The following is a 19358-nucleotide window of genomic DNA, read 5'->3' on the forward strand; positions in this document are numbered from 1 at the left end:
TTCAGGTCCTGACCGCGGCGGCCGCGATCTCGCGCACCAGCCGGCGCAGCCAGCGGTGGCCGTCATCCTCGCGGTGGCGGATATGCCAGGCCATGTGGCCGGGGAAACGGCCCAGATCCGCGGGCGGCTCCAGCACCTTCAGCCGCGGGTCTCCGGCCAGCCTGCGGCAGATCGCGGTCGGCAGGGTCGCGCAAAGATCGGTGGCGGCGACCAGTTCCGGGATGGCGAGGAAATGGGTCACCGAGACCGCGACCTCGCGCTCCAGCCCCAGCCGTTCCAGCACCTGGAACAGCCCCACTTTCAGCCGGCCGGGTGGCAGCAGGTTCACATGGCGCAGCCGTTCAAAGGCGGCGCGGTCCAGCCTGTCCCCTGCCGCATCGGGGTGGTCGGCGCGCAGCACGCAGGAAAGCCCGTCGGTCAGGATTTCCTGCACCACCAGCGTGTCCGGCGGATCGACGATCCGGCCCAGCGCCAGGGCGGTATCACCCGTCAGCAGCCCGGTTTCGGCCAGATCCGCGCCGAAGGGCAGCACGCGGAGCCGCACCCCCGGCGCCTCTGCCTGAACCCGCGCCACCAGCGCCGGCAGCAGCACGAATTCGGCATAGCTGTTGGCCGAGATCACGAAGCTGCGCCGCGCGGTTGCGGGATCGAAACCCTGTGCCGCCAGCACGGCATCGTCGATCCCGGCCAGCGCCCTGGTGATCGCCGGTGCCAGCGCCAGGGCCTTTTCGGTCGGCCGCATGCCATAGCGCTCACGCACGAACAGCGGGTCGCCGAACAGCACCCGCAGCCGGGTCAGCGCCCCGCTCACCGCCGGCTGGGTCATGCCCAGCCGATGGGCGGCGCGGGTCACGCTGCCTTCGTCGATCAGCGCGGCGAAGATCCGCATCAGGTTCAGATCATACATCATCAGATATCATTCTAGCTGATATCTTGCATCGGTGCCGCGAATTTGAATCCGCCCGGCCGCCTCGCCACCTGAAGGATCGACCAGGACACATCATCACCCCCATCGATGAAGGGCCGATCTCTCATGAGCCGCATTCTGTTTATCCTCACCAGCCACGACCGCCTGCTCGACGGCAAGCCCACCGGCCTCTGGCTGGAAGAACATGCCGTGCCCTTCATGGCCTTCACCGAAGCCGGGCACGAGGTCACGGTCACCTCGGTCGCCGGTGGCGACGTGCCGGTCGATCCGAACAGCACCCCCTCCCCCGATCAGGCGGCGGCCTGGGCGCCGGCGATCGCGGCGCTGAAGGACACGCCGGCCTATGATCGTATCGATACCACCGGCTTCGATGCGGTCTATCTGCCCGGCGGCCATGGCACCATGTTCGACATGCCGTTCAACCGCCGCCTGCACGATCTGCTCTTCGCCTTTGCCGATGCCGGCCGGCTGGTTGCCGCGGTCTGCCATGCACCGGCGGTGTTCGGCGACATGCGCCGGCCCGACGGCACGCCCTTCGTCAAGGGCCGCCGGCTTGCCGCCTTTACCGACAGCGAGGAAGCGGCGGTGGGCGGCACCCACAACGTGCCCTTCCTGCTCGAAACCCGGCTGAAGCAGCTGGGCGCGCTGCATGAAGGTGCCGCCGACTGGGGGGTGAAGGCCGTGCAGGACGGAAGGTTGATCACCGGCCAGAACCCGCAAAGCTCGGGCGAGGTGGCGCGGCTGGTGCTGGCCGCGCTTTAAGACGCCGACGGTCCCTCAGATACGGCTTCCGTCAGAATTACGGCTTCCGTCAGACATCGTCATAGACCGGCGCCCGCTTCTCCGTCAGCGCGGCATAGCCTTCCCGCGCTTCGGCAGAGGTGAAGCTGGCGCCGATCTCTGCCACCGCCGCCGCCCGGTCCAGCCGGCCGGCGGCGATGTCGTCCAGCAGGCGCTTGAAATTGCGCACCGTCCGCGGGGCCAGCCCGGCGATGCGGGCGACATGGGCGTCGACCGCGGCGGCCAGCGCCCCCTCTTCCCCGCCGGTCAGCTGATCCAGAAAGCCGATGCGCAGCAGCTCGTCCGCTTCCATCGGCTCGGCCAGGGCCAGCAGGCGTTTGGCGGCGGTGATGCCCAGTCTGGCAACGAAACGCTCAAGCCCCGTCACGTGGTACATCACCCCGATCCGGGCCGGCGGTGCCACCGCCCGGCTGGCGGGGGTGCCGATGCGGATGTCGCAGGCCAGCGCCAGATCCACCCCGCCGCCATGGACCCCGCCATTCAGCGCGCAGATCGTGGGCACCGCCACCCGGGCCACCCGTTCGCACAGCTTTTCCAGCGGGTTGTCGGTCCAGTCCACCCCGGCCAGATCGTCAAAGGCGACGCCGGAACAGAAGGTTCCGCCTTCGCCCGTCAACACCATCACCCGCACGCCGCGCGTGGCCTCGGCCTGATCGATCAGCCCGATCAGCGCCGGGATCTCGCGCATCAGCAGCGCATTGCGCTTGGCCGGCCGGGTCAGGGTCAGGGTGGCGCGCGGCCCCGCAATCTCCAGGCGGGCGGTCTCGATCATCCGGCAGGTCCTTTCGGGCTGGAATGGCATGGGGCTGATCGACGCATGGTTGATCGAAGCCCGTCCCGGATCAAGCCTTCAGGATGACGCCGCCCTCCCCGCCGGTCTCGTTTGCTCAATCCCGCTTCTTGGGCGGCCGGCCGCGGCGGCGGCGCAAGGGGGAACGGCGCCCCTCGGCACCGGGCACGACACCGTCGCAGGCGTCGGCGATGTTCCGGACGGCCGCGGCCAGGGCCTGCCGCCGCCCCGGATCCTCAATCCGGGCATAGGCGACCAGCAGATCCTGAAGCTGGCGATCCTCGGTGGTGACGGGCGTGCCGGCCGACAATGTGGCGGGTGCCTCGGCCAGCTGGTCGCCGCTCAGCCAGGCTTCCAGATCCGTGCCGGTCGGCAGGCCGTCGAAGAAATAGGCGACCGGCACGCCCAGGAAGGTGGCGGCGATATACAGCCGGCCGGCGCTGATCCGGTTCAGGCCGCGTTCGTATTTCTGCACCTGCTGAAAGGTCAGGCCAAGGGCTTCGCCCAGCTGATGCTGGCTGATTTCCCGCATCTGGCGCAGGGCCAGAAGGCGCGCGCCGACATGGGCATCGATCATCTGGGCGCTGGCCGAGCGGATTTCCGGGTCGATCATCACCGGTTCCACGGGGGGCCAGTCGGGCACCCCGCCATCGGCGATCAACTGGTCCCCCGGCCCGCGTCTGCGGCCCTTCGGTGCCGATATGGCCTTCTCGACCGATATGGTCTTCTCGACCGATATGGCCGTCCCGACCGGTATGGTCTGCCGGGTCTCTGCACCTTCCCGCATCTCGCTGCGCTTCTGTGTCGGTCTGGTCTGGCGCTTGGGGCCGTCATGCTGGTTGTCGTCGGTCATGGCCAAGGGGTCCGTTGGTCACTGTGGGGGATGGGAGGGCCGGGCATGCGGACCACCACGATCGCGGGGCGGACCGGCGGCGGCGCGCAGTCCGGCCGCCGGGCCGGGCGGGCGGCGATAGGCCAGGGCCTCGCTCAACTGGGGGCGGCCGATCCGCTGGCGGCCGGCCAGATCGGCGATGGTCAGCGCAACCCGCAGAACCCGGGTCACGCCGCGCGCCGACAGACGAAGGCGTTCCGATGCGCGCAGCATCAACTCCCGTGCCGGTTCGTCCAGGGCGGCGGCCTGATCAAGGGCCGTGCCTTCCAGCTCGGCATTGGTCATCGGCCGGCGCAGATGGGCCGGGGTGTCGTCCAGGCCGGCCAGGCCGCGATTGCGGGCATCGGCACGGGCGCGTACCGCCAGCACCCGCGCCCGGATCGGGGCGCTCGCTTCTCCCGGGCCATGGGCCAGGATTGCGGCCGGCGGTGTCGGCGCCAGTTCGATCGTCATGTCGAAACGGTCGAGCAGCGGGCCCGAGAGGCGGCTTTGGTAATCGGCCGCGCAGCGCGGCGCGCGATTGCAGGCCAGCATCGGGTCGGCGACATGGCCGCAGCGGCAGGGATTCATCGCCGCCAGCAGCTGAACGCGGGCCGGATAGGACACATGCATCGCTGCCCGCGAGACCACCGCCTCGCCGCTTTCCACCGGCTGGCGCAGGGCTTCCAGCGTCGGCCGGGCGAATTCGGGCAGTTCGTCCAGGAACAGCACCCCGCCATGGGCCAGGCTGATTTCGCCCGGGCGGGCGCGGTTGCCGCCGCCGACCAGGGCAGCGGCCGATGCCGAATGATGCGGGTCGCGGAAGGGCCGGCTGATTCTGGGCCGCACCTGCCCACGGCCGGCTACGCTTTCAATCAGGCACAGATCCAGCGATTCCGCTGGCGCCAGCGGCGGCAGCAGGCCGGGCAGCCGTCGGGCCAGCATGGATTTGCCGGCGCCGGGCGGGCCGATCATCAGCAGATTGTGCCGGCCGGCCGCGGCGATCTCCAGCGCCCGCCGTGCCACCGGCTGGCCGCGGATATCGGCCATGTCGGGCAAAGGCGGCTCTCCGTCCAGCCGCGGCTCTGGCGGGGTGGGCAGCGTGCTGCGCCCGGTCAGATGCCCCAGCAGGCCCAGCAGGTCGGGGGCTGCGATCACCGCATGGCGGTCGCCTGCCCAGGCGGCCTCCTCTGCCGAGGCGGCCGGGCAGATGATCCGCCGGCCGGTTTCGGCCGCAAGCACCGCCGCCGGCAGCACGCCGGCCACCGCGGCAAGCGTGCCGTCCAGCGCCAGTTCGCCCAGGGCCAGATGGCCGTCCAGCACGCCGGACGGCAGGGCGCCGATGCCCAGCATCAGGGCGAGCGCGATCGGCAGATCGTAATGCGAGCCTTCCTTGGCCAGGCCCGCCGGGGCCAGATTGACCAGGATGCGCCTGGCCGGCAGGGTCAGCCCCAGCCGACCCAGTGCCGCCCGCACCCGTTCGCGGGCTTCGGTCACCGCCTTGTCGCCCAGGCCGACCACCGCAAAGGCCGGCAGCCCGGCCGAGATCGCCACCTGGACCTCGACCGGGACGGCGCGGATGCCGGTGAGCGCGATGGTATCGACGCGCGCGGTCAACGGCACCGCTCCCGGTTCCGGGCTGCAAGGCCACCGGTGCATCTGTCGATCCGGGTCGGTGGATCAGTCCACAACGTCCGCACGCACGAACCCCTTCGCGACACGCCATGGGCGGGTGGCGTGTTGGCTTTCCTCAGAGTCTGTTCTACCTGATCGTTAGTCGACCACCATGATTTCGTCAATAATCATGGGGATAAAACGAAGCTATCAGAGTCATTTACAGCTAATGCGTGTTCATGCACAAGCATAAATACCTTGACGTGTAACTGGAGAGGCGGGACTACTATAACGAGCAGATTATTACTAATTTACTTCTTTGAGAAGAATTTCACCCGGTTCGGGCGGTTAAGTATGGGGAATGAACCCGGTCAGGTGGCTTCACGGTTTTGGCTGAAAATTGGCGGATGTACAGCTTTCTTAATCTTCAACCCCGATGAAGGTTTATTCATACATCATGCGCGAACCTGCCGTCTGGAAAAAATATACGATGCATCAAGCCCATCGAATAATCTGCGATGTGATGATACGCGCTTCGCGCCACTTTATCTTATCATCCGGCAGTTCAGGCGGGACTTATACCGCATGGGTTGTGCCGGACCGGCTGCGGGAGAGCCGTCCTTGTTTTGTCCATCGAAACTTTTAAATGGAACGACACAATTCAGTGTCGGAATACTCAGAAACCGCCTTGTGCCGTCGAAGGCCGGTACCGGTTCAGGCGAGCAGCGTCTCCGTCGGCTGCGGCATCCTGGCCCGGTGCAGCGCGGTTTCCAGCGCCCGGGCCAGGTCGCGCCGTTCCTCGGGCGTCAGGAAATGGCCGATGATCAGCCGCCGGCCATGGCTGGTGAGGGCCAGTTCGCGCGGGCCGAAGCCGTCTTCCTCGCCCGCATCGGGCTCCACCAGTTCCACCCGCAGCCAGTAGGGCTGAAAATCATGGGCGCGGGTGCGGCCGCGATGGTCGGTCTGTTCCACCCGCAGCCGTTCATGGGTCAGGCGCAGCCTTTCAAACGCGCGGCCGCTGATATAGCTGGCGCGGAAGCCCAGCCAGACCAGCAGGATTTCCAGCCCGCAGAAGCCGAAAACCGGCCAGGCGCCCAGCGTCATGAAATAGATGCCCATGGGCGCGAGCACGCCCGCGAGGCCGAACATCACCCATCTGAACCCGCTGGGCGGCAGGGAGCGATGGGGCGTCAGCAGCGCGTCGAAAATGAGCGGACCTTCAGGGGATGGCCGGCTCTCGTCTCTGGTCTCTGGCTGGCTCATGGCTTCAGTATATGGAGCGGCCGGGCGGCCCGCCAAGCCGTTATTCTTCAGGCACCTGGGGCCCCCTCGCGCGTGGGTGTCGCGCCCGCTTCCCAAGGCCCGCCCGAGCGGCTATCGTCACCGCCCATGAAGCGCGCCGATGTCGAAGAATTCTTCCGCCGGCTCTCTGCCGCCGATCCGGCGCCCGAGACCGAGCTTGCCTATGGCAACGTCTACCAGCTGCTGGTGGCGGTGGTGCTGTCTGCCCAGGCGACCGATATCGGCGTCAACAAGGCGACCCGGCTGCTGTTCCAGCAGGTCTTCACCCCGGCCGAAATGCTGGAGCTGGGGGAAGAGGGCCTGCGCGCCCACATCAAAACCATCGGCCTGTTCAATGCCAAGGCGAAGAACGTCATCGCGCTCAGCCGCATTCTGGTGGAGCAGCATGGCGGCGAGGTGCCGCGCGACCGTGCTGCCCTGGAGGCCCTGCCCGGGGTCGGCCGCAAGACCGCGAATGTGGTGCTGAACGTGGCCTTCGGCGAGCCGACGATTGCGGTCGACACCCATATCTTCCGGGTCGGCAACCGCACCGGCCTCGCCCCCGGCAAAACCCCGCTCGACGTGGAGCGCGGGCTGGAGCGTCGCGTGCCGAAGCACTATCGCCTGCACGCCCATCACTGGCTGATCCTGCACGGCCGCTATGTCTGCAAGGCCCGCAAGCCCGACTGCCCCGCCTGCATCGTGGCCGATCTCTGCCGCTATAAGGACAAGACCCCGGCCGCCACCGCCTGAGCCGGCTGGACCGGGTTTCGGCTCATTATGCGAAAAGATTCTATCTTAAGTAATGTTAATACCGATTGACTCCCTTTTTGGTTACGGTGACCTTTAGCACACTTGGTCCGTAGCATGGGAGATGCTCCTCATGATGAAGAAGCTCGACAGGCAGACGAAATACGCCGTGGTTCCGGTGGAGAAGCTGCGCGCGATCAACCCGCTCGACGATCGGGAGGTCGTGGAGGCGCAGAAGGGCGTCACCGACGACATGATCAAGGCGCTCGAAGAGATGGTGAACGCCGCCAAGGCCGGCCGGCTGCAGGGCGATGGCGTGCTCGCCATCGGTGCGCTCGCCTGGGCCGTGGTCGACGTCTGACCCGACCGGTCGCCACCCCGGCCCCGAGGCCGGGGTGGCCCCTTCTGCGACGAGGCCCCCGCTTATGCCCGGATCTCCGCTTCTGCTCGCCCCGCGCGCGCCCCGGACGCGTCGCTTCTGGGTCACGACCGATGAGGCCGGTATCGGGCCGGCGCAGGCGCCCGACATGGCGCTGCCGGGCGCCTTCCGCCTGAACCTGCCCGATGGCGGCGGCTGTCTCGACACCTTCCGGGCGGGGGCGCTGGCGCTGGATGCGGTGGCGGATGCGGCCGATGCGCGGGGGCTGGGCGGCCCGGCCGGGGCTGTGGCCCTGCGTGCGGCGGCCGGCCGGCTGGCGGCGGTTGCCGAACGCGATCGCCGGCTGGACGTGCATGACGATCTGGACACGGCCATTCTGGGCAATGGCGGGGCGCTGGCGGCCCTGCGGCGGGTCAGCCGCGAAAGCGCCCGCAGTTCGACGGCGATCGACGAGGCCGCCCGGCTTCTGGCCCGGGGGCTTGAAAGCCTGGGGCCGGTGGTGGTGGTGGTGCCCGATGCCATGCGCATCGACCGGCCCAGCCTGAAGATCCTGGCCCGTGCCGCCCTGCTGGCGCCGGCCGACAGCCGGGTGGGCTGGGTGTGGCTGCAATCGGCGGGCACGGGGCCGGCCGGTTATCGCGCGGCGCGCAGCGCCTTCCTCGCCGGTCTGCAGGGGGTGGTCGACCCCGACATGCTGGCCGCGCCGCCGGCGCCGGCGGGCATGACGGCCGGGCCGGATCCGGACCGGGGGCCGCGCGGCAGCGCCCGCACCATCGCCGGTGCCTGTGCCTGGCTGGCCGATCAGAATTACGACGCCTGCCTGGTCTGGTCGGCGGATCAGGCAGGCCGCCGGACGGCCCCTGACGAGGTGGATCATCACCGACTGCTGGCGCTGGTGCTGACCAATCTGGGCCGCCACGATGCCGCCATCGCCGAGCTGGAGGCCGCGGTCGCGAAGGCGGCGCGGCCGGGCATGCGGGCGCATCTGCTCTATATGCAGGCGCTGCTCCACGCCAAGCGGAGGTTCGATCTGGAGCGCAGCGATGTCTGTCTGGCGCAGGCGCATGCGGAACTGGGTCTGCTGATGCCCGGCGGGACGGATGCGATCGGGGGCGGCGATGTCGCGATGGAGCGGGCCTGGCTGCACAACGGCCAGGCGATGAACGCGCTGCTCCGGGCCCGTTTCGCGCGCCGGCCGGTGGCGGAGGCCTTCCCCGAGGCCTATCGGCATCTGTGCACGGCCTTCGAGGCGGTGCGCGAGGGCCGTTCCCCCGACCGGACCTATCTGCGCTTCAACCTGCTCGGCAATATGAGCAAGCTGATGGAGATCCGGGGCGAATACGCCGTGGCGCTCGATCTCATCGCCCGCACCTTCGGCGATGTGCTGGACACGGTCGAAGAGGCGGGCGGCACCTGGGGGGCCGACCACTGGGGGGCGTCGCGCAGTGCCATGCAGGCCGCCATCATGGCCCGGTCGGGCGATCGGGCGGGGGCGCTGCCGCTGTTCCGGGCGGCGCTGGATGCCATGAACCGGGCCGACCGGCCGCTGGCGCGCGAAATGCTGCAGCGCTCGGTGGGCTGTGCCCTGCTGGATCTGGGGCGGGTGGACGAGGCCGCCGAGGTCTTCGCCGAGGGGCTGGCGGCGGCGCTGGACCAGCGCAACCGCACCGGTGCCGGCATCCACGGCGCCGGTCTGGCCGTGGCCAGGGCCAGCCGTGGCCAGACCGCGGCGGCACGTGATCTGGTCATGGAACTCGGCCAGGAAGACGGGCTCTGGCTGGTCGATCCCGACGCCGCCCATGCCGGCGATCTTTCGGGCCTGCGGCCGCCGGCCAGCTATGCCGGGCTTGCAACCAGCATTCCCGAAGTCGATCTGGAAGAGCTGCATCCGGTGAGCATCGCCCGGGTTCTGCACGGCAGTGCCGCCGATATCGGCCGGGTGCAGCGCCGCCATGTGGCCGGCGACGAGCCCGCCCGGCGGGCGGAGCCGGTCAGGGAGGACGCATGACCACGATCCGGGCCGATGCCGCCCGCGGGCCGGGGCCGAAACATGTCGCCGTCTTCGGCACCGGGCAGATCGGCACCTTCACCATCCGTGCCCTCCGCGCGCGCGGCCATGCGGTCAGTGCCGCCGACCGGCGGCCGGATGCGGGCTATCTGCAGCGGTTCGGCCGCCATGCCGGGCCGGTCGAGGTGCTGGACATCCGCGATGCCGCGGCGGTGGCGGACTTCCTGGCCAGCATCGGGAAGGTGGATGCGCTGATCTCGGCCGCGGGCATGACCGGCGGTCTGGTGGCGGCCGATCCGGATGCGGCACTGGCGATCGCGACCACCGGCACCCGCACCCTGCTGGATGCCGCGGCCGCGGCAGGCATTCCCCGGGTGGTGGTGGTCAGCAGCCTGGCGGTCTATGGCCCGCCCCCGCCCGGGGTGGCGGCGCTGGCGGAAGACATGCCCGCCCGGATGCCGCCCACCGCCTATGGCCGGATCCTGGCCGCCATGGAGCGGGTGGTCGCCGACCATCCGGGTGGGCTCGACCGGGTGGTGGCGCGGGTGGCGGGGGTTTACGGCCCCAACCGCTATGGGCATGGCAGCCATTCCTCGGTGCTTGTGGAACGCATGCTGTTCTCGGCCGCCCAGGGCTATCCGCTGCGCCTGCAGGGCGATGCGGGGGATACCGACGATCTGGTCTATGTCGAGGATGTGGGCGAGGCTCTGGCCAGGGCGGCCGCCGTTCGTCCAGCTGCGGTTCGTGCTGCCCCGGCCGCCCCCGGCGGGCCGGAGGTGGTGAATGTCGGCACCGGCGGCGTGTCCACCGTTTCCGAGCTGATCGACGGGCTCGGCGCCCTGTTCGGCGGGATCGACGTCACCCTGCTGCCGCCCGATCCGCCGCGGCCGCCGATCCGGCGGATACCGCTTGCGACCGGTCGGCTGGATGCCCTGCTGGGCCTGCGCCCCCGGCCGCTTGCCGCGGGGCTGCGCGCCTATCTGACCGAAACCGGCCTTGCAGCCCCTGAACCGGCCGACGCGCCCGGGCCCGGAGGATCCGTATGACCGCTGCCCCGCATCTTCTGGCACTCTGCGGATCGATGAAGCCGGCCCCGGGCGACCAGCGCCCCTCGGCCTGCCGGTCGATCCTGCGTGCCGCCACCGGCCTGGTGTCGTCGGTCTTTCCGCATATCGAGATGATGGACATCCGCGAGGCCGCCCTGCCGCCCTTTCAGGGCCTGGCGCCCGGCGACCATCCCGATCCGCGGGTGATGGACTGCCATGCCCGGATCCGTGCCGCGTCGGGGCTGATCCTGTCGGTCCCCGCCTATTGGGGCGGGGTCGGCGGGGCGTTCAAATCCTTCGTCGAGACGGTTTCGGGGCCGGCCTATGATACCGGTGCCGCCTCTCCGTTTGCCGGCCTGCCGGCGGTGGGGTTGATCGTGGGGGCCGATCGGGCCTCTGCCGAAGCCGCGGCGGCGCAATTGCCGGTCATCCTGGGTGCGCTGGGGGCGGGCCTCGCCTCGCCGCTGGTGGTGGTCGACGATCCGGCCGCACCGGGGGCTGCGGCTGCGGCGGTGCAGCGGCTGGTGGGCGCGGTGGCCGGGCTCGCCCGTGATCTGGTCGCCACCGACGAGGTCCGCGGATGAGCGTCGCCGCCCTCATCGATCATGCCGGCGCGATCCTGGTAGCGGGCGGGCTGCTGGACCAGGCCGCCCCCTTCGACGAGGCGGCCTATCAGGCGGCGGTGGCGCCGGTAGAGACCGGATTCGTGGTCCCCGCCACCACGATTTCCGGGCTGATGCGCCGCTTCCTGTTTCACGTCGCGGCACAATCGGGGGCGCCCGCGATCTACGGGGCCGGCACCCATGTCGGTTTCGCCTTCGCCTTCCTGGCGCTGGGCCGGGCGCAGCGCCCCGGCCGGTTTCAGGCCTGCGGCATCGATATCGATCCGGCCGCAACCCGCATCGCCGCAGACAATGCCCGTCTCCTGCCGCCGGATCTGCCGCTCGTCTGCCGCACCGCCGATGCGGTGGCCGATCTTGCGGCCGACACCGCCCCGATCGGGCTGCTGTTCATCGATGTCGATGATCCCGAGACCCGCAAGGGGCTTTATCCGGCGGTGCTGGCCGCGGCCCGGCCGCGGCTGCAGCCGGGGGCGCTGATCCTGGCCCATGATCCGCTGGTGCCGCAATTCGCGCAGGATTTCGCCGCCTATCATGGTCAGCTCCGTGATGATGCAGGCATTCTGGGCCCGGTGGTCCTGCCGCTCGACGAATGCGGCCTCTCGGTCGCCCGGGTGGTGTCGTGACCCGGGCGACCGCGTCCTCGTCCCCCGTCATGGGTAGCGGCGGCGATCCTCTGCCGCCGCTCGATCTGTCGCTGGGCGTGATCGATCCCGAGCTGCTGCCGGCAGTGGCAGACGGGGCGGGCGCCCCGCCCGCCCTGCAGGGCCGCTACGCGCCGCGGGCCGGGCTGCCGCCGCTCCGCCAGGTGCTGGCGGCGATGGAAGGGGTGGCGCCCGATCAGATCGTGATCACCACCGGGGCCTCGATGGCGCTGACTGCGGCCTTCGCCACCCTGCCCGCCGACCGGCCGATCCTGCTGCCGCGCCCGGGCTTTCCGGCCTATGCCAATATCGCCCGTTTCCTGGGCCGGCCGGCTGCGTTCTACGACGTCATGCCGCCGGCCGATCCTGTGGCGGCCATCGCCGCCGCCATTGCCGCCGCCCTGGCCGCAGGCCCGGCGCCGGCGGCGGTGGTGGTGAACACCCCGGGCAACCCGCTGGGCAATCTGCTGGATGCCGATCAGGTGGCCGCGATCCAGGCGCTCTGCCGGCAGGCCGATACGCTGCTGATCGTGGATGAAACCTATGCCGGGCTGATCTTCGACGATCCGGCGGGCCGGGCCTATATCGGCCGGGGCTGCCCGCCCGGCATGCTGCGCATCCTCAGTTTTTCCAAGAAATACCGCATGGCGGGGGCCAGGCTCGGCTATGTGGTGGGTGCGGCCGACCATCTGGCCCGGATCACCGATGTGCACTGGACCTTCGCGATGTCGGCGCCGCTGGATGCCCAGATCATGGCCGCCGGTATCATCGCCCGCGGCGGGCCGGCCGATCTGTCGCCGGTGCTCCGCGATCTTGGCCGGCAGGCGGTGGAACGGCTGGCCGGGACCGGCGCCGTCGCCCTGCCGCCCCGCGGCGGGCCGGTGCTGTGGGTCGGGGTGCCTGACTGGCCCGGCGACAGCCGCAGCCTTGCCGGCCTCTGTGCCCGGGCGGGGGTGCTGGTCGCACCCGGGGCGGCTTTCGGCATCGACCAGCCGCCGGCGATCCGCTGCTGTTTCGCGGTGCCGCGCCCGCGGCTCGATCTGGCGCTCGACCGGCTTGTCCCGCTTTTTGCCCGCCTGGCAGACCGCTAGCCGGTGCGCGCGCGTCCCACGGTCTTCGAAGGTGATTGCGATGGCCCCCTCGTCTCCAGCCTCCCCCTCATCACCGGCATCCACCGTTCTCGTGATCGCGGGCAGCCTGCGGCGGCCGTCTCACACCCATGGTCTCTGTCGCGGGATCGCCGACCGGCTGCAGGCGGCCGGGCTGGTGCCGGTGGTGTTCGACATGCGCGACACCCCCCTGCCGATGGCCGATCCGGCCTGGCATCACCAGCCGGCCGATCATCCCGATCCGCGGGTGAAGCAGCTGGTCGCCGCGGCAGATGCGGCGGCGGCGATCGTGCTGGCCAGCCCCATCTATCACAACGGCCCGAGCGGGGGGCTGAAGAACGCGCTCGACCTGATGGCGATTCCGCAATTCGCCTACAAACCCGTGGGCCTGGTCAGCCATGGCGGTGCCCGCACCACCCAGGCGGTGGAACAGATGCGGATCTGGACCCGCGGCCTGCTGGGCCATGCGATCGCCACCCAGGTGTGCAGCGACGGGCGCGATTTCACCCCGGCCGCCGATGGCGGCGATCCGGTGCCCGGCGCCGATCATCTGGTTCAGCGCATGGACCGTTTCGTGCGCGAGCTGGTGGTGATGGCGCAGGTGATGCAGGTGGCCCGCCGGGCGCTGATCTGACCCTGGGGCCGCCCGATCGTTTCAGCCGGGCAGCGTGCCGGCCACGATGTCGCGCCCCTCGTCGATGGCCGACAGCACGGCGCCGGCGATCTCGTCATGGGTCAGCCAGCGGTGGAAGCGCCCGTCCTCGGTCACCGCCCCCAGCTTCACCGTCAGATAGCGGCAGCGGGGCGGCCTGCCCTCGGGGTGCGGCAGGGCGGCACGGAACGCTGCCGGATCGGGGGCGGCGCTGCTCAGCACATGGACGATCGTGCAGTCGGTGCGGGCATAGCGGTCCAGCAGCCGGTCGGTCGCGGCCTTGCCCGTGCCATGCATCCACAGCACCACCAGATCCACCCGGCATCCCGCGGTCGCCGCCACCACCCCGTCGACGAAGGCATCGGTGTCGCGCCAGTCCAGGTCGACCGGCAGGATCCCCATCTCGGCCGGCGCCGCGGCCAGGCTGTGGCTGGCATGGCGTGCCACGGCCACGGTGCGCGTCGATCGCGCGGCCACTTCGGCCAGCACCCGGGCGAGCATGCCGGTCGCACCGATCAGCAGGCTGGTGTCGTAACGTGTGGGGGTCATGGCATCCGCCTCCCATGGGAACACCGTGGTTCAGGGCGAGTATATAACTTTAAATTGAAAACCGGGTGCCCGCCCGATGCCGGAGACGAAAACAGGCCGGCAGCGTGGGCTGCCGGCCTGTCGTCCTGTCGATGATCTGCGCGACGCCGGCTCACTTGCCGGCGCGGGCAACACCTTCCTCGATCAGCCGCTTGGCGGTGTCGATGTCGTCCCAGCCGGTGACCTTCACCCACTTGCCCTTCTCAAGGTCCTTGTAGCGGGTGAAGAAATGCTCGATCTGGCGGATCAGCAGCTCCGGCAGGTCGGTATAGCTCTGGACATGGTCGTAGAGCGCCGAGACCTTCTGATGCGGAACGGCCAGGATCTTTTCATCCATGCCGCTCTCGTCTTCCATCTTCAGCACGCCCACCGGCCGCGCGCGGATCACCGAGCCCGGCACGACCGGATAGGGCGTCACGACCATCACGTCCACCGGGTCGCCGTCATCGCCCAGGGTGTTGGGGATGAAGCCGTAATTGGCCGGGTAGAACATCGGCGTGGCGACGAAACGGTCGACCAGGATGGCGCCGCTGTCCTTGTCCAGCTCGTACTTCACCGGATCGGCGTTGGCAGGGATCTCGATGACGACATTGATGTCCGCAGGCACCGCGCGGCCGGCGGCGATCTTGGTCACGTCCATTGGTCGGGCCTCTTTCCCCGGTGGTACAGAAATGGCGATGTACACCCGGGGGTCGAGACGGGACGGCCGGGTGCGACCTCGCCGATCGATGCGCTAGATAGCACGATCTGCGGTTCTGCGCGAGACGAGCCGCAGCAGGATCAGCCCTGGAATCGCCGCAACCGTGGTTGCGAGGAAGAAGGCCGACCAGCCGAGTTCCTCGGCCATGATGCCGCTCGACGACGACAGCCAGGTCCGTGCCACCGCCATGAAGGACGACAGCAGCGCATATTGCGTGGCGGTGTAAGAGACGTTGCACAGGCTGGACATGTAGGCCACGAACACCGCCGTCCCCATGCCGCCGGCCAGGTTCTCGAAGCCGATCACCGCCGCCAGCACCGCGACATCGGGGCCCGCCTCTGCCTGGACCATGAAGGCCAGGTTCGACAGCGCCTGCAGGATGCCGCAGATCCAGAGCGAGCGGACGGTGCCCAGCGCCCCAAGCAGCGTGCCGCCGGCCCAGAAGCCGACCATCGAGGCCCAGAAGCCGAACAGTTTGGAAATCTCGGCGATCTGGGTCTTATCGAAGCCGATATCGACCAGGAAGGGGTTGGTCATCACCCCGGCCAGGCTGTCGCCGAATTTGTAGAAGGCGACGAAGGCCAGGATCAGCCAGGCATGGGGCCGGACCAGGAATTCCTGGAAGGGGGCCACCACCGCGGCATGCAGCCAGGCGCCGGCACGGCCGATCGGCCCCTTTGCACCCAGCCGTTCCAGCAGCCGTCCGGCCCGGGCTTCGGCCTCGGCCGCATGGCTGCGATCCACCCGGGGTTCGGGGCCCGCCAGCACCGCCAGAACGCCCAGGCCCATCGCCGCCGCCATCACGGCATAGGCGGTGAACCAGTCGAAATAGGCGGCGAGATAAAGCGCCCCGGCGCCCGAGGCGAGCATGCCCAGCCGATAGCCGAACACCACCATCGCTGCACCGGCGCCCTGGCGGTCTTCGGGCAGGCGTTCCACCCGATAGGCATCGATGACGATGTCCTGGCTGGCCGATGAAAAGGCCAGCAGCACCGCCCAGAGCGCGGTGGTCCAGGGGTCGGCGGCAGGGTTGGACAGCCCCAGCCCCAGCATGGTCAGGATAACCGCCGCCTGGGTCAGCAGCAGCCAGGACCGGCGGTGGCCGAACAGCCGGGCCAGGCCCGGCAGCCGCAGCTGGTCGATCAGCGGCGCCCAGATGAATTTGAGCGCATAGGGCGTCCCCACGGCGGCGAACAGGCCGATCGCCGCCTTGGAGATGCCGTCTTCCGTCAGCCGAACGCTGAGCGTGCCGAAGCTGAGCGCCAGCGGCAGACCGCTCGCAAAGCCCAGCAGCAGGATCTGGATGAGGCGCGGCTCCAGATAGATCCGCGCCCCGGCAAGGAAGCGGCTGCCCCTGCCTGTCTGATCCCTGCCCTCGCCACCATCGGGTGTCGTCATGCGGGCATCCGTCCGACGGGTGGGATCAGGCCGAAGCGACGGCGCGGGCCGCCTTCTTGCGGTCGTTGGGGTCCAGGAAGCGCTTGCGCAGCCGGATCGACTTGGGCGTCACCTCGATCAGCTCGTCCTCGTCGATATAGGCGATCGCCTCTTCCAGGCTCATGATCTTCGGCGGCGTCAGGCGGATGGCGTCGTCCTTGCCGGCCGAGCGGATATTGGTCAGCTGCTTGGCCTTCAGCGGGTTGACGTCCAGGTCGTTGCCGCGCGAATGCTCGCCAATCACCATGCCGCCATAGACCCGGGTCTGGGGCTCGACGAACAGGATGCCGCGCTCCTCCAGGTTCCACAGCGCATAGGCGACCGCCTCGCCGGTGCCGTTGGACACCAGCACGCCGTTGCGCCGGCCTTCCACCTCACCCTTGTGCGGGCCGTAATGCGAGAACAGCCGGTTCAGCACGCCGGTGCCGCGGGTGTCCGACAGGAACTCGCTGCGATAGCCGATCAGGCCGCGCGACGGTGCCATGAACACGATCCGGGTCTTGCCGCCGCCCGAGGGGCGCATATCGGTCATTTCGGCCCGGCGCAGGCTCATCTTCTCCACCACGACGCCCGAATACTCTTCGTCGACGTCGATGTGGACTTCCTCGATCGGCTCTTCCAGCTGGCCGGTCTCGGCATTCTCGCGGAACAGCACGCGCGGGCGCGAGATCGACATCTCGAAGCCTTCGCGGCGCATGGTCTCGACCAGCACGCCCAGCTGAAGTTCGCCGCGGCCGGCGACCTCGAAGGCGTCCTTGCTCGGCAGCTCGGTCACGCGGATCGCGACATTGCTTTCCGCCTCGCGGAACAGCCGGTCGCGGATCATGCGCGAGGTGACCTTGTCGCCTTCCTGGCCGGCCAGCGGGCTGTCGTTGACCGAGATGCTGACCGCCATGGTCGGCGGATCGATCGGCCGGGCGGCCAGCGGCTCGGTGATGCCGACGGCGCCGATGGTGTCGGCGACCGTGGTCTTCGACAGGCCGGCGATGGAGACGATGTCGCCGGCTTCCGCCTGGTCCACCGCTTCGCGCTTCAGCCCGTCGCTGCGCAGGATCTTGGTGATCCGCGCATCCTCGACCAGCGTGCCGTCACGGCGCAGCGCCCGGACGGCCTGGTTCATCTTCACGACGCCCGAGGCGACCCGGCCGGTCAGCACGCGGCCGATATAGGGGTCGCTCTCGATCATGGTCGCGAGCATGGTGAACGGCGCGTCGCGGTCCACATCCGGGGCCGGCACGTGGGCGACGATCAGGTCGAGCAGCGGGTGCAGGTTCTCGCCCGAGGTCACCGGCTCCATCGAGGCCCAGCCCGACCGGCCCGAGGCATAGGCCACGGGGAAGTCCAGCTGGTGCTCGTCGGCACCCAGTGCCGCGAACAGGTCGAAGACCTCGTCGAGCACGGTGTCGGGGCGGGCGTCGGGGCGGTCCATCTTATTGACCACCACGATCGGACGCAGGCCCTTGGCGAGCGCCTTGGAGAGCACGAACTTGGTCTGGGGCCGCACGCTTTCGGCCGAATCGACCAGAAGCAGGGCGCCGTCGACCATGTCGAGGATCCGCTCGACCTCACCGCCGAAATCGGCGTGGCCGGGGGTGTCGACGATGTTGAGGCGGTAATCCTTCCAGGCGACTGCCGTGCATTTGGCCAGGATGGTGATGCCGCGCTCGCGCTCGAGATCGTTCGAGTCCATCGCCCGTTCGGCGAGCTGCTGGTGGGCGCGCACGGCGCCGCTCTGCTGGAGCAGGGCGTCGATCAGCGTGGTCTTGCCGTGGTCGACGTGGGCGATGATCGCGAGATTGCGCAGGACGGTCATACGGGTCTGACAAGCCTTGAGAGACGACGGCGGCACCTCTTGTGCCGCCGTCCGCCCGCTTGGGCCCCGGTTCAGGCCGATCGCGCGACGAGATCCGCGATCGAACCGGCAGGGCGCGGGCCGATTTGGCCGATGATCCCGGCAGCCGCCAGGCCGCCGAGCCGGGCGGACCGCGCGAGATCGAACCCGTGGGTCAGCCCGTAAAGGAAACCAGCCGCATAGAGATCACCGGCGCCGGTGGTATCCACCACCGCCTCAACCGGGCTCGCCTCCACCACGACCGGCGCCCCCTCGCGGGGCACGATCACCGATCCGTGTTCGCTGCGGGTCAGCGCCGCAATCTCCACCCGGCCCGCCACCGAACGCATGGCCGCGTCGAAGTCGTCGGTCTCCGCAAGCGCGGCGATCTCGGCTTCGTTCGCGAACAGGATGTCGATGTGGTCGTCGATAAGCCGGTGGAACTCGGCACGGAAGCGGTCGACGCAGAACTTGTCGGACAGGCTGAATGCCACCCGTGTTCCATTGCGCCGTGCCGCCCGCATCGCCTTGAGGCAGGCTTCCTTCGCGGGTGCAAGATCCCACAAATAGCCTTCCACGTACAGTATTTCGGCACGCGCGACTTCGTTTTCGTCGACATCGTCCGGCGACAGGTGGACGCTGGCCCCCAGATAGGTGTTCATCGTGCGCTGGCCGTCGGGCGTGATCAGCACGAAGCAGCGCGCGGTGGGCGGGGTCGGTGCTGCGGCCGGCGTGCCATAGGCCACGCCCAGCGCCCGGATGTCGTGGCGGAAAACCTGGCCCAGCGTGTCGTCGGCCACCCGGCCGATAAAGGCGGTGCGCGCACCCAGCGCCGCCAGACCCGCGATCGTGTTGGCCGCCGACCCGCCCGAGCTTTCGATCGCCGGGCCCATGGCTGCATAGATCGCCTCGGCCCGGTCGGTGTCGATCAGGGCCATGGTGCCCTTGACCATGCCCTGGGCGTCGAGGAAGCCGTCCTCCGTGCGGGCCAGGATGTCCAGGATGGCGTTGCCGAGGCCGAGCACGTGATAGGTCTTCTCCGTCATGATCGGTTCGTCTTCCTTTGCGCGGGAATGCGGGCGCGGGTGCCCGGGCGACCCTCAACCACAGGCTGCATGGCCGGTCGGCGGCAGTATAGCTGCCCCGGCCCGGAAGGGCGATCCCGGGCGCGCGGCATCTCGCCGGCTTTTGCGTCGCAATGCCGATTGCGCCCTTGAGTCCCGCCCCTCCCCGTCGTATGAATTCCCTACGGTTTCGCAGGCGCACCGTAACCGGATCACGGACCGGGGGGTGCCTGCACCGGGGGGCC

At 69.4% G+C, this 19358-nt stretch carries 19 protein-coding genes; 9 read left to right on the forward strand and 10 right to left on the reverse strand.

The window, feature by feature from the left end:
• Window position 1 precedes the first annotated feature (1 nt).
• Complete coding sequence (locus CMO28_RS17220; protein WP_296715533.1) at window positions 2-910, reverse strand: LysR family transcriptional regulator; 909 nt, start codon at window positions 908-910, stop codon at window positions 2-4.
• A 123-nt stretch (window positions 911-1033) separates the two neighbouring features.
• Between CMO28_RS17220 and CMO28_RS17225 the strand changes: the two genes are divergently transcribed.
• Window positions 1034-1690, forward strand: coding sequence for a type 1 glutamine amidotransferase domain-containing protein (locus CMO28_RS17225; RefSeq protein WP_296715535.1), 657 nt, complete (start codon window positions 1034-1036; stop codon window positions 1688-1690).
• Window positions 1691-1739: 49 nt separating this feature from the next.
• Here the strand turns inward: CMO28_RS17225 and CMO28_RS17230 are convergent, their stop codons facing one another.
• The 4 genes from CMO28_RS17230 to CMO28_RS17245 form a co-directional block, all read right to left on the reverse strand.
• Window positions 1740-2501, reverse strand: coding sequence for an enoyl-CoA hydratase/isomerase family protein (locus CMO28_RS17230; RefSeq protein WP_296715536.1), 762 nt, complete (start codon window positions 2499-2501; stop codon window positions 1740-1742).
• 115 nt (window positions 2502-2616) lie between these two features.
• Window positions 2617-3372, reverse strand: coding sequence for a helix-turn-helix domain-containing protein (locus CMO28_RS17235; RefSeq protein ID WP_296715538.1), 756 nt, complete (start codon window positions 3370-3372; stop codon window positions 2617-2619).
• A gap of 18 nt (window positions 3373-3390) precedes the next feature.
• Window positions 3391-5007 carry a YifB family Mg chelatase-like AAA ATPase gene (locus CMO28_RS17240; protein WP_296715539.1) on the reverse strand — a complete coding sequence of 539 codons (1617 nt, stop codon included), beginning with the start codon at window positions 5005-5007 and terminating at the stop codon, window positions 3391-3393.
• Between the two features lie 711 nt (window positions 5008-5718).
• Window positions 5719-6267, reverse strand: coding sequence for a DUF2244 domain-containing protein (locus CMO28_RS17245; protein ID WP_041605079.1), 549 nt, complete (start codon window positions 6265-6267; stop codon window positions 5719-5721).
• A gap of 126 nt (window positions 6268-6393) precedes the next feature.
• On the opposite strand from CMO28_RS17245, the gene nth reads away from it, so the two are divergent.
• The 8 genes from nth (at window position 6394) to CMO28_RS17285 (ending at window position 13475) form a co-directional block, all read left to right on the forward strand.
• Entirely contained in the window at window positions 6394-7038 is a 645-nt protein-coding gene (gene nth, locus CMO28_RS17250; protein WP_296715541.1) for an endonuclease III, read from the forward strand.
• A gap of 130 nt (window positions 7039-7168) precedes the next feature.
• Window positions 7169-7396, forward strand: a complete 228-nt coding sequence (locus CMO28_RS17255; RefSeq protein WP_062761425.1) for a hypothetical protein — start codon at window positions 7169-7171, stop codon at window positions 7394-7396.
• Window positions 7397-7460: 64 nt separating this feature from the next.
• Complete coding sequence (locus CMO28_RS17260) at window positions 7461-9422, forward strand: hypothetical protein (RefSeq protein WP_296715543.1); 1962 nt, start codon at window positions 7461-7463, stop codon at window positions 9420-9422.
• On the forward strand, window positions 9419-10468 hold the full coding sequence (locus tag CMO28_RS17265; RefSeq protein WP_296715545.1) for an NAD-dependent epimerase/dehydratase family protein: 1050 nt from the start codon (window positions 9419-9421) through the stop codon (window positions 10466-10468). Before CMO28_RS17260 ends, CMO28_RS17265 begins: the two co-directional genes overlap by 4 nt.
• A complete protein-coding gene (locus CMO28_RS17270) occupies window positions 10465-11052 on the forward strand; it encodes an NAD(P)H-dependent oxidoreductase (RefSeq protein ID WP_062762964.1) in 588 nt (195 codons plus the stop codon). The genes CMO28_RS17265 and CMO28_RS17270 overlap by 4 nt, the downstream gene beginning before the upstream one ends.
• Complete coding sequence (locus CMO28_RS17275) at window positions 11049-11714, forward strand: class I SAM-dependent methyltransferase (RefSeq protein WP_296715547.1); 666 nt, start codon at window positions 11049-11051, stop codon at window positions 11712-11714. The genes CMO28_RS17270 and CMO28_RS17275 overlap by 4 nt, the downstream gene beginning before the upstream one ends.
• On the forward strand, window positions 11711-12823 hold the full coding sequence (locus tag CMO28_RS17280) for a pyridoxal phosphate-dependent aminotransferase (RefSeq protein WP_296715549.1): 1113 nt from the start codon (window positions 11711-11713) through the stop codon (window positions 12821-12823). The genes CMO28_RS17275 and CMO28_RS17280 overlap by 4 nt, the downstream gene beginning before the upstream one ends.
• 91 nt (window positions 12824-12914) lie before the next feature.
• Entirely contained in the window at window positions 12915-13475 is a 561-nt protein-coding gene (locus CMO28_RS17285) for an NADPH-dependent FMN reductase (RefSeq protein ID WP_296715551.1), read from the forward strand.
• 21 nt (window positions 13476-13496) lie between these two features.
• On the opposite strand, the gene CMO28_RS17290 is transcribed toward CMO28_RS17285, so the two are convergent.
• From CMO28_RS17290 to CMO28_RS17310, 5 genes are all read right to left on the reverse strand, one after another.
• Window positions 13497-14042, reverse strand: coding sequence for a hypothetical protein (locus tag CMO28_RS17290; protein WP_296715552.1), 546 nt, complete (start codon window positions 14040-14042; stop codon window positions 13497-13499).
• A gap of 151 nt (window positions 14043-14193) precedes the next feature.
• Window positions 14194-14721, reverse strand: a complete 528-nt coding sequence (gene ppa, locus CMO28_RS17295) for an inorganic diphosphatase (RefSeq protein ID WP_014746965.1) — start codon at window positions 14719-14721, stop codon at window positions 14194-14196.
• A gap of 93 nt (window positions 14722-14814) precedes the next feature.
• On the reverse strand, window positions 14815-16179 hold the full coding sequence (locus tag CMO28_RS17300; RefSeq protein WP_296715554.1) for an AmpG family muropeptide MFS transporter: 1365 nt from the start codon (window positions 16177-16179) through the stop codon (window positions 14815-14817).
• A 25-nt stretch (window positions 16180-16204) separates the two neighbouring features.
• A complete protein-coding gene (gene typA / locus CMO28_RS17305; protein WP_014746967.1) occupies window positions 16205-18031 on the reverse strand; it encodes a translational GTPase TypA in 1827 nt (608 codons plus the stop codon).
• A 71-nt stretch (window positions 18032-18102) separates the two neighbouring features.
• Entirely contained in the window at window positions 18103-19095 is a 993-nt protein-coding gene (locus CMO28_RS17310; RefSeq protein WP_296715557.1) for an adenosine kinase, read from the reverse strand.
• Window positions 19096-19358 lie beyond the last annotated feature (263 nt).

Source organism: Tistrella sp. (assembly GCF_002684955.1).
Taxonomy (GTDB): Bacteria; Pseudomonadota; Alphaproteobacteria; order Tistrellales; family Tistrellaceae; genus Tistrella; species Tistrella mobilis.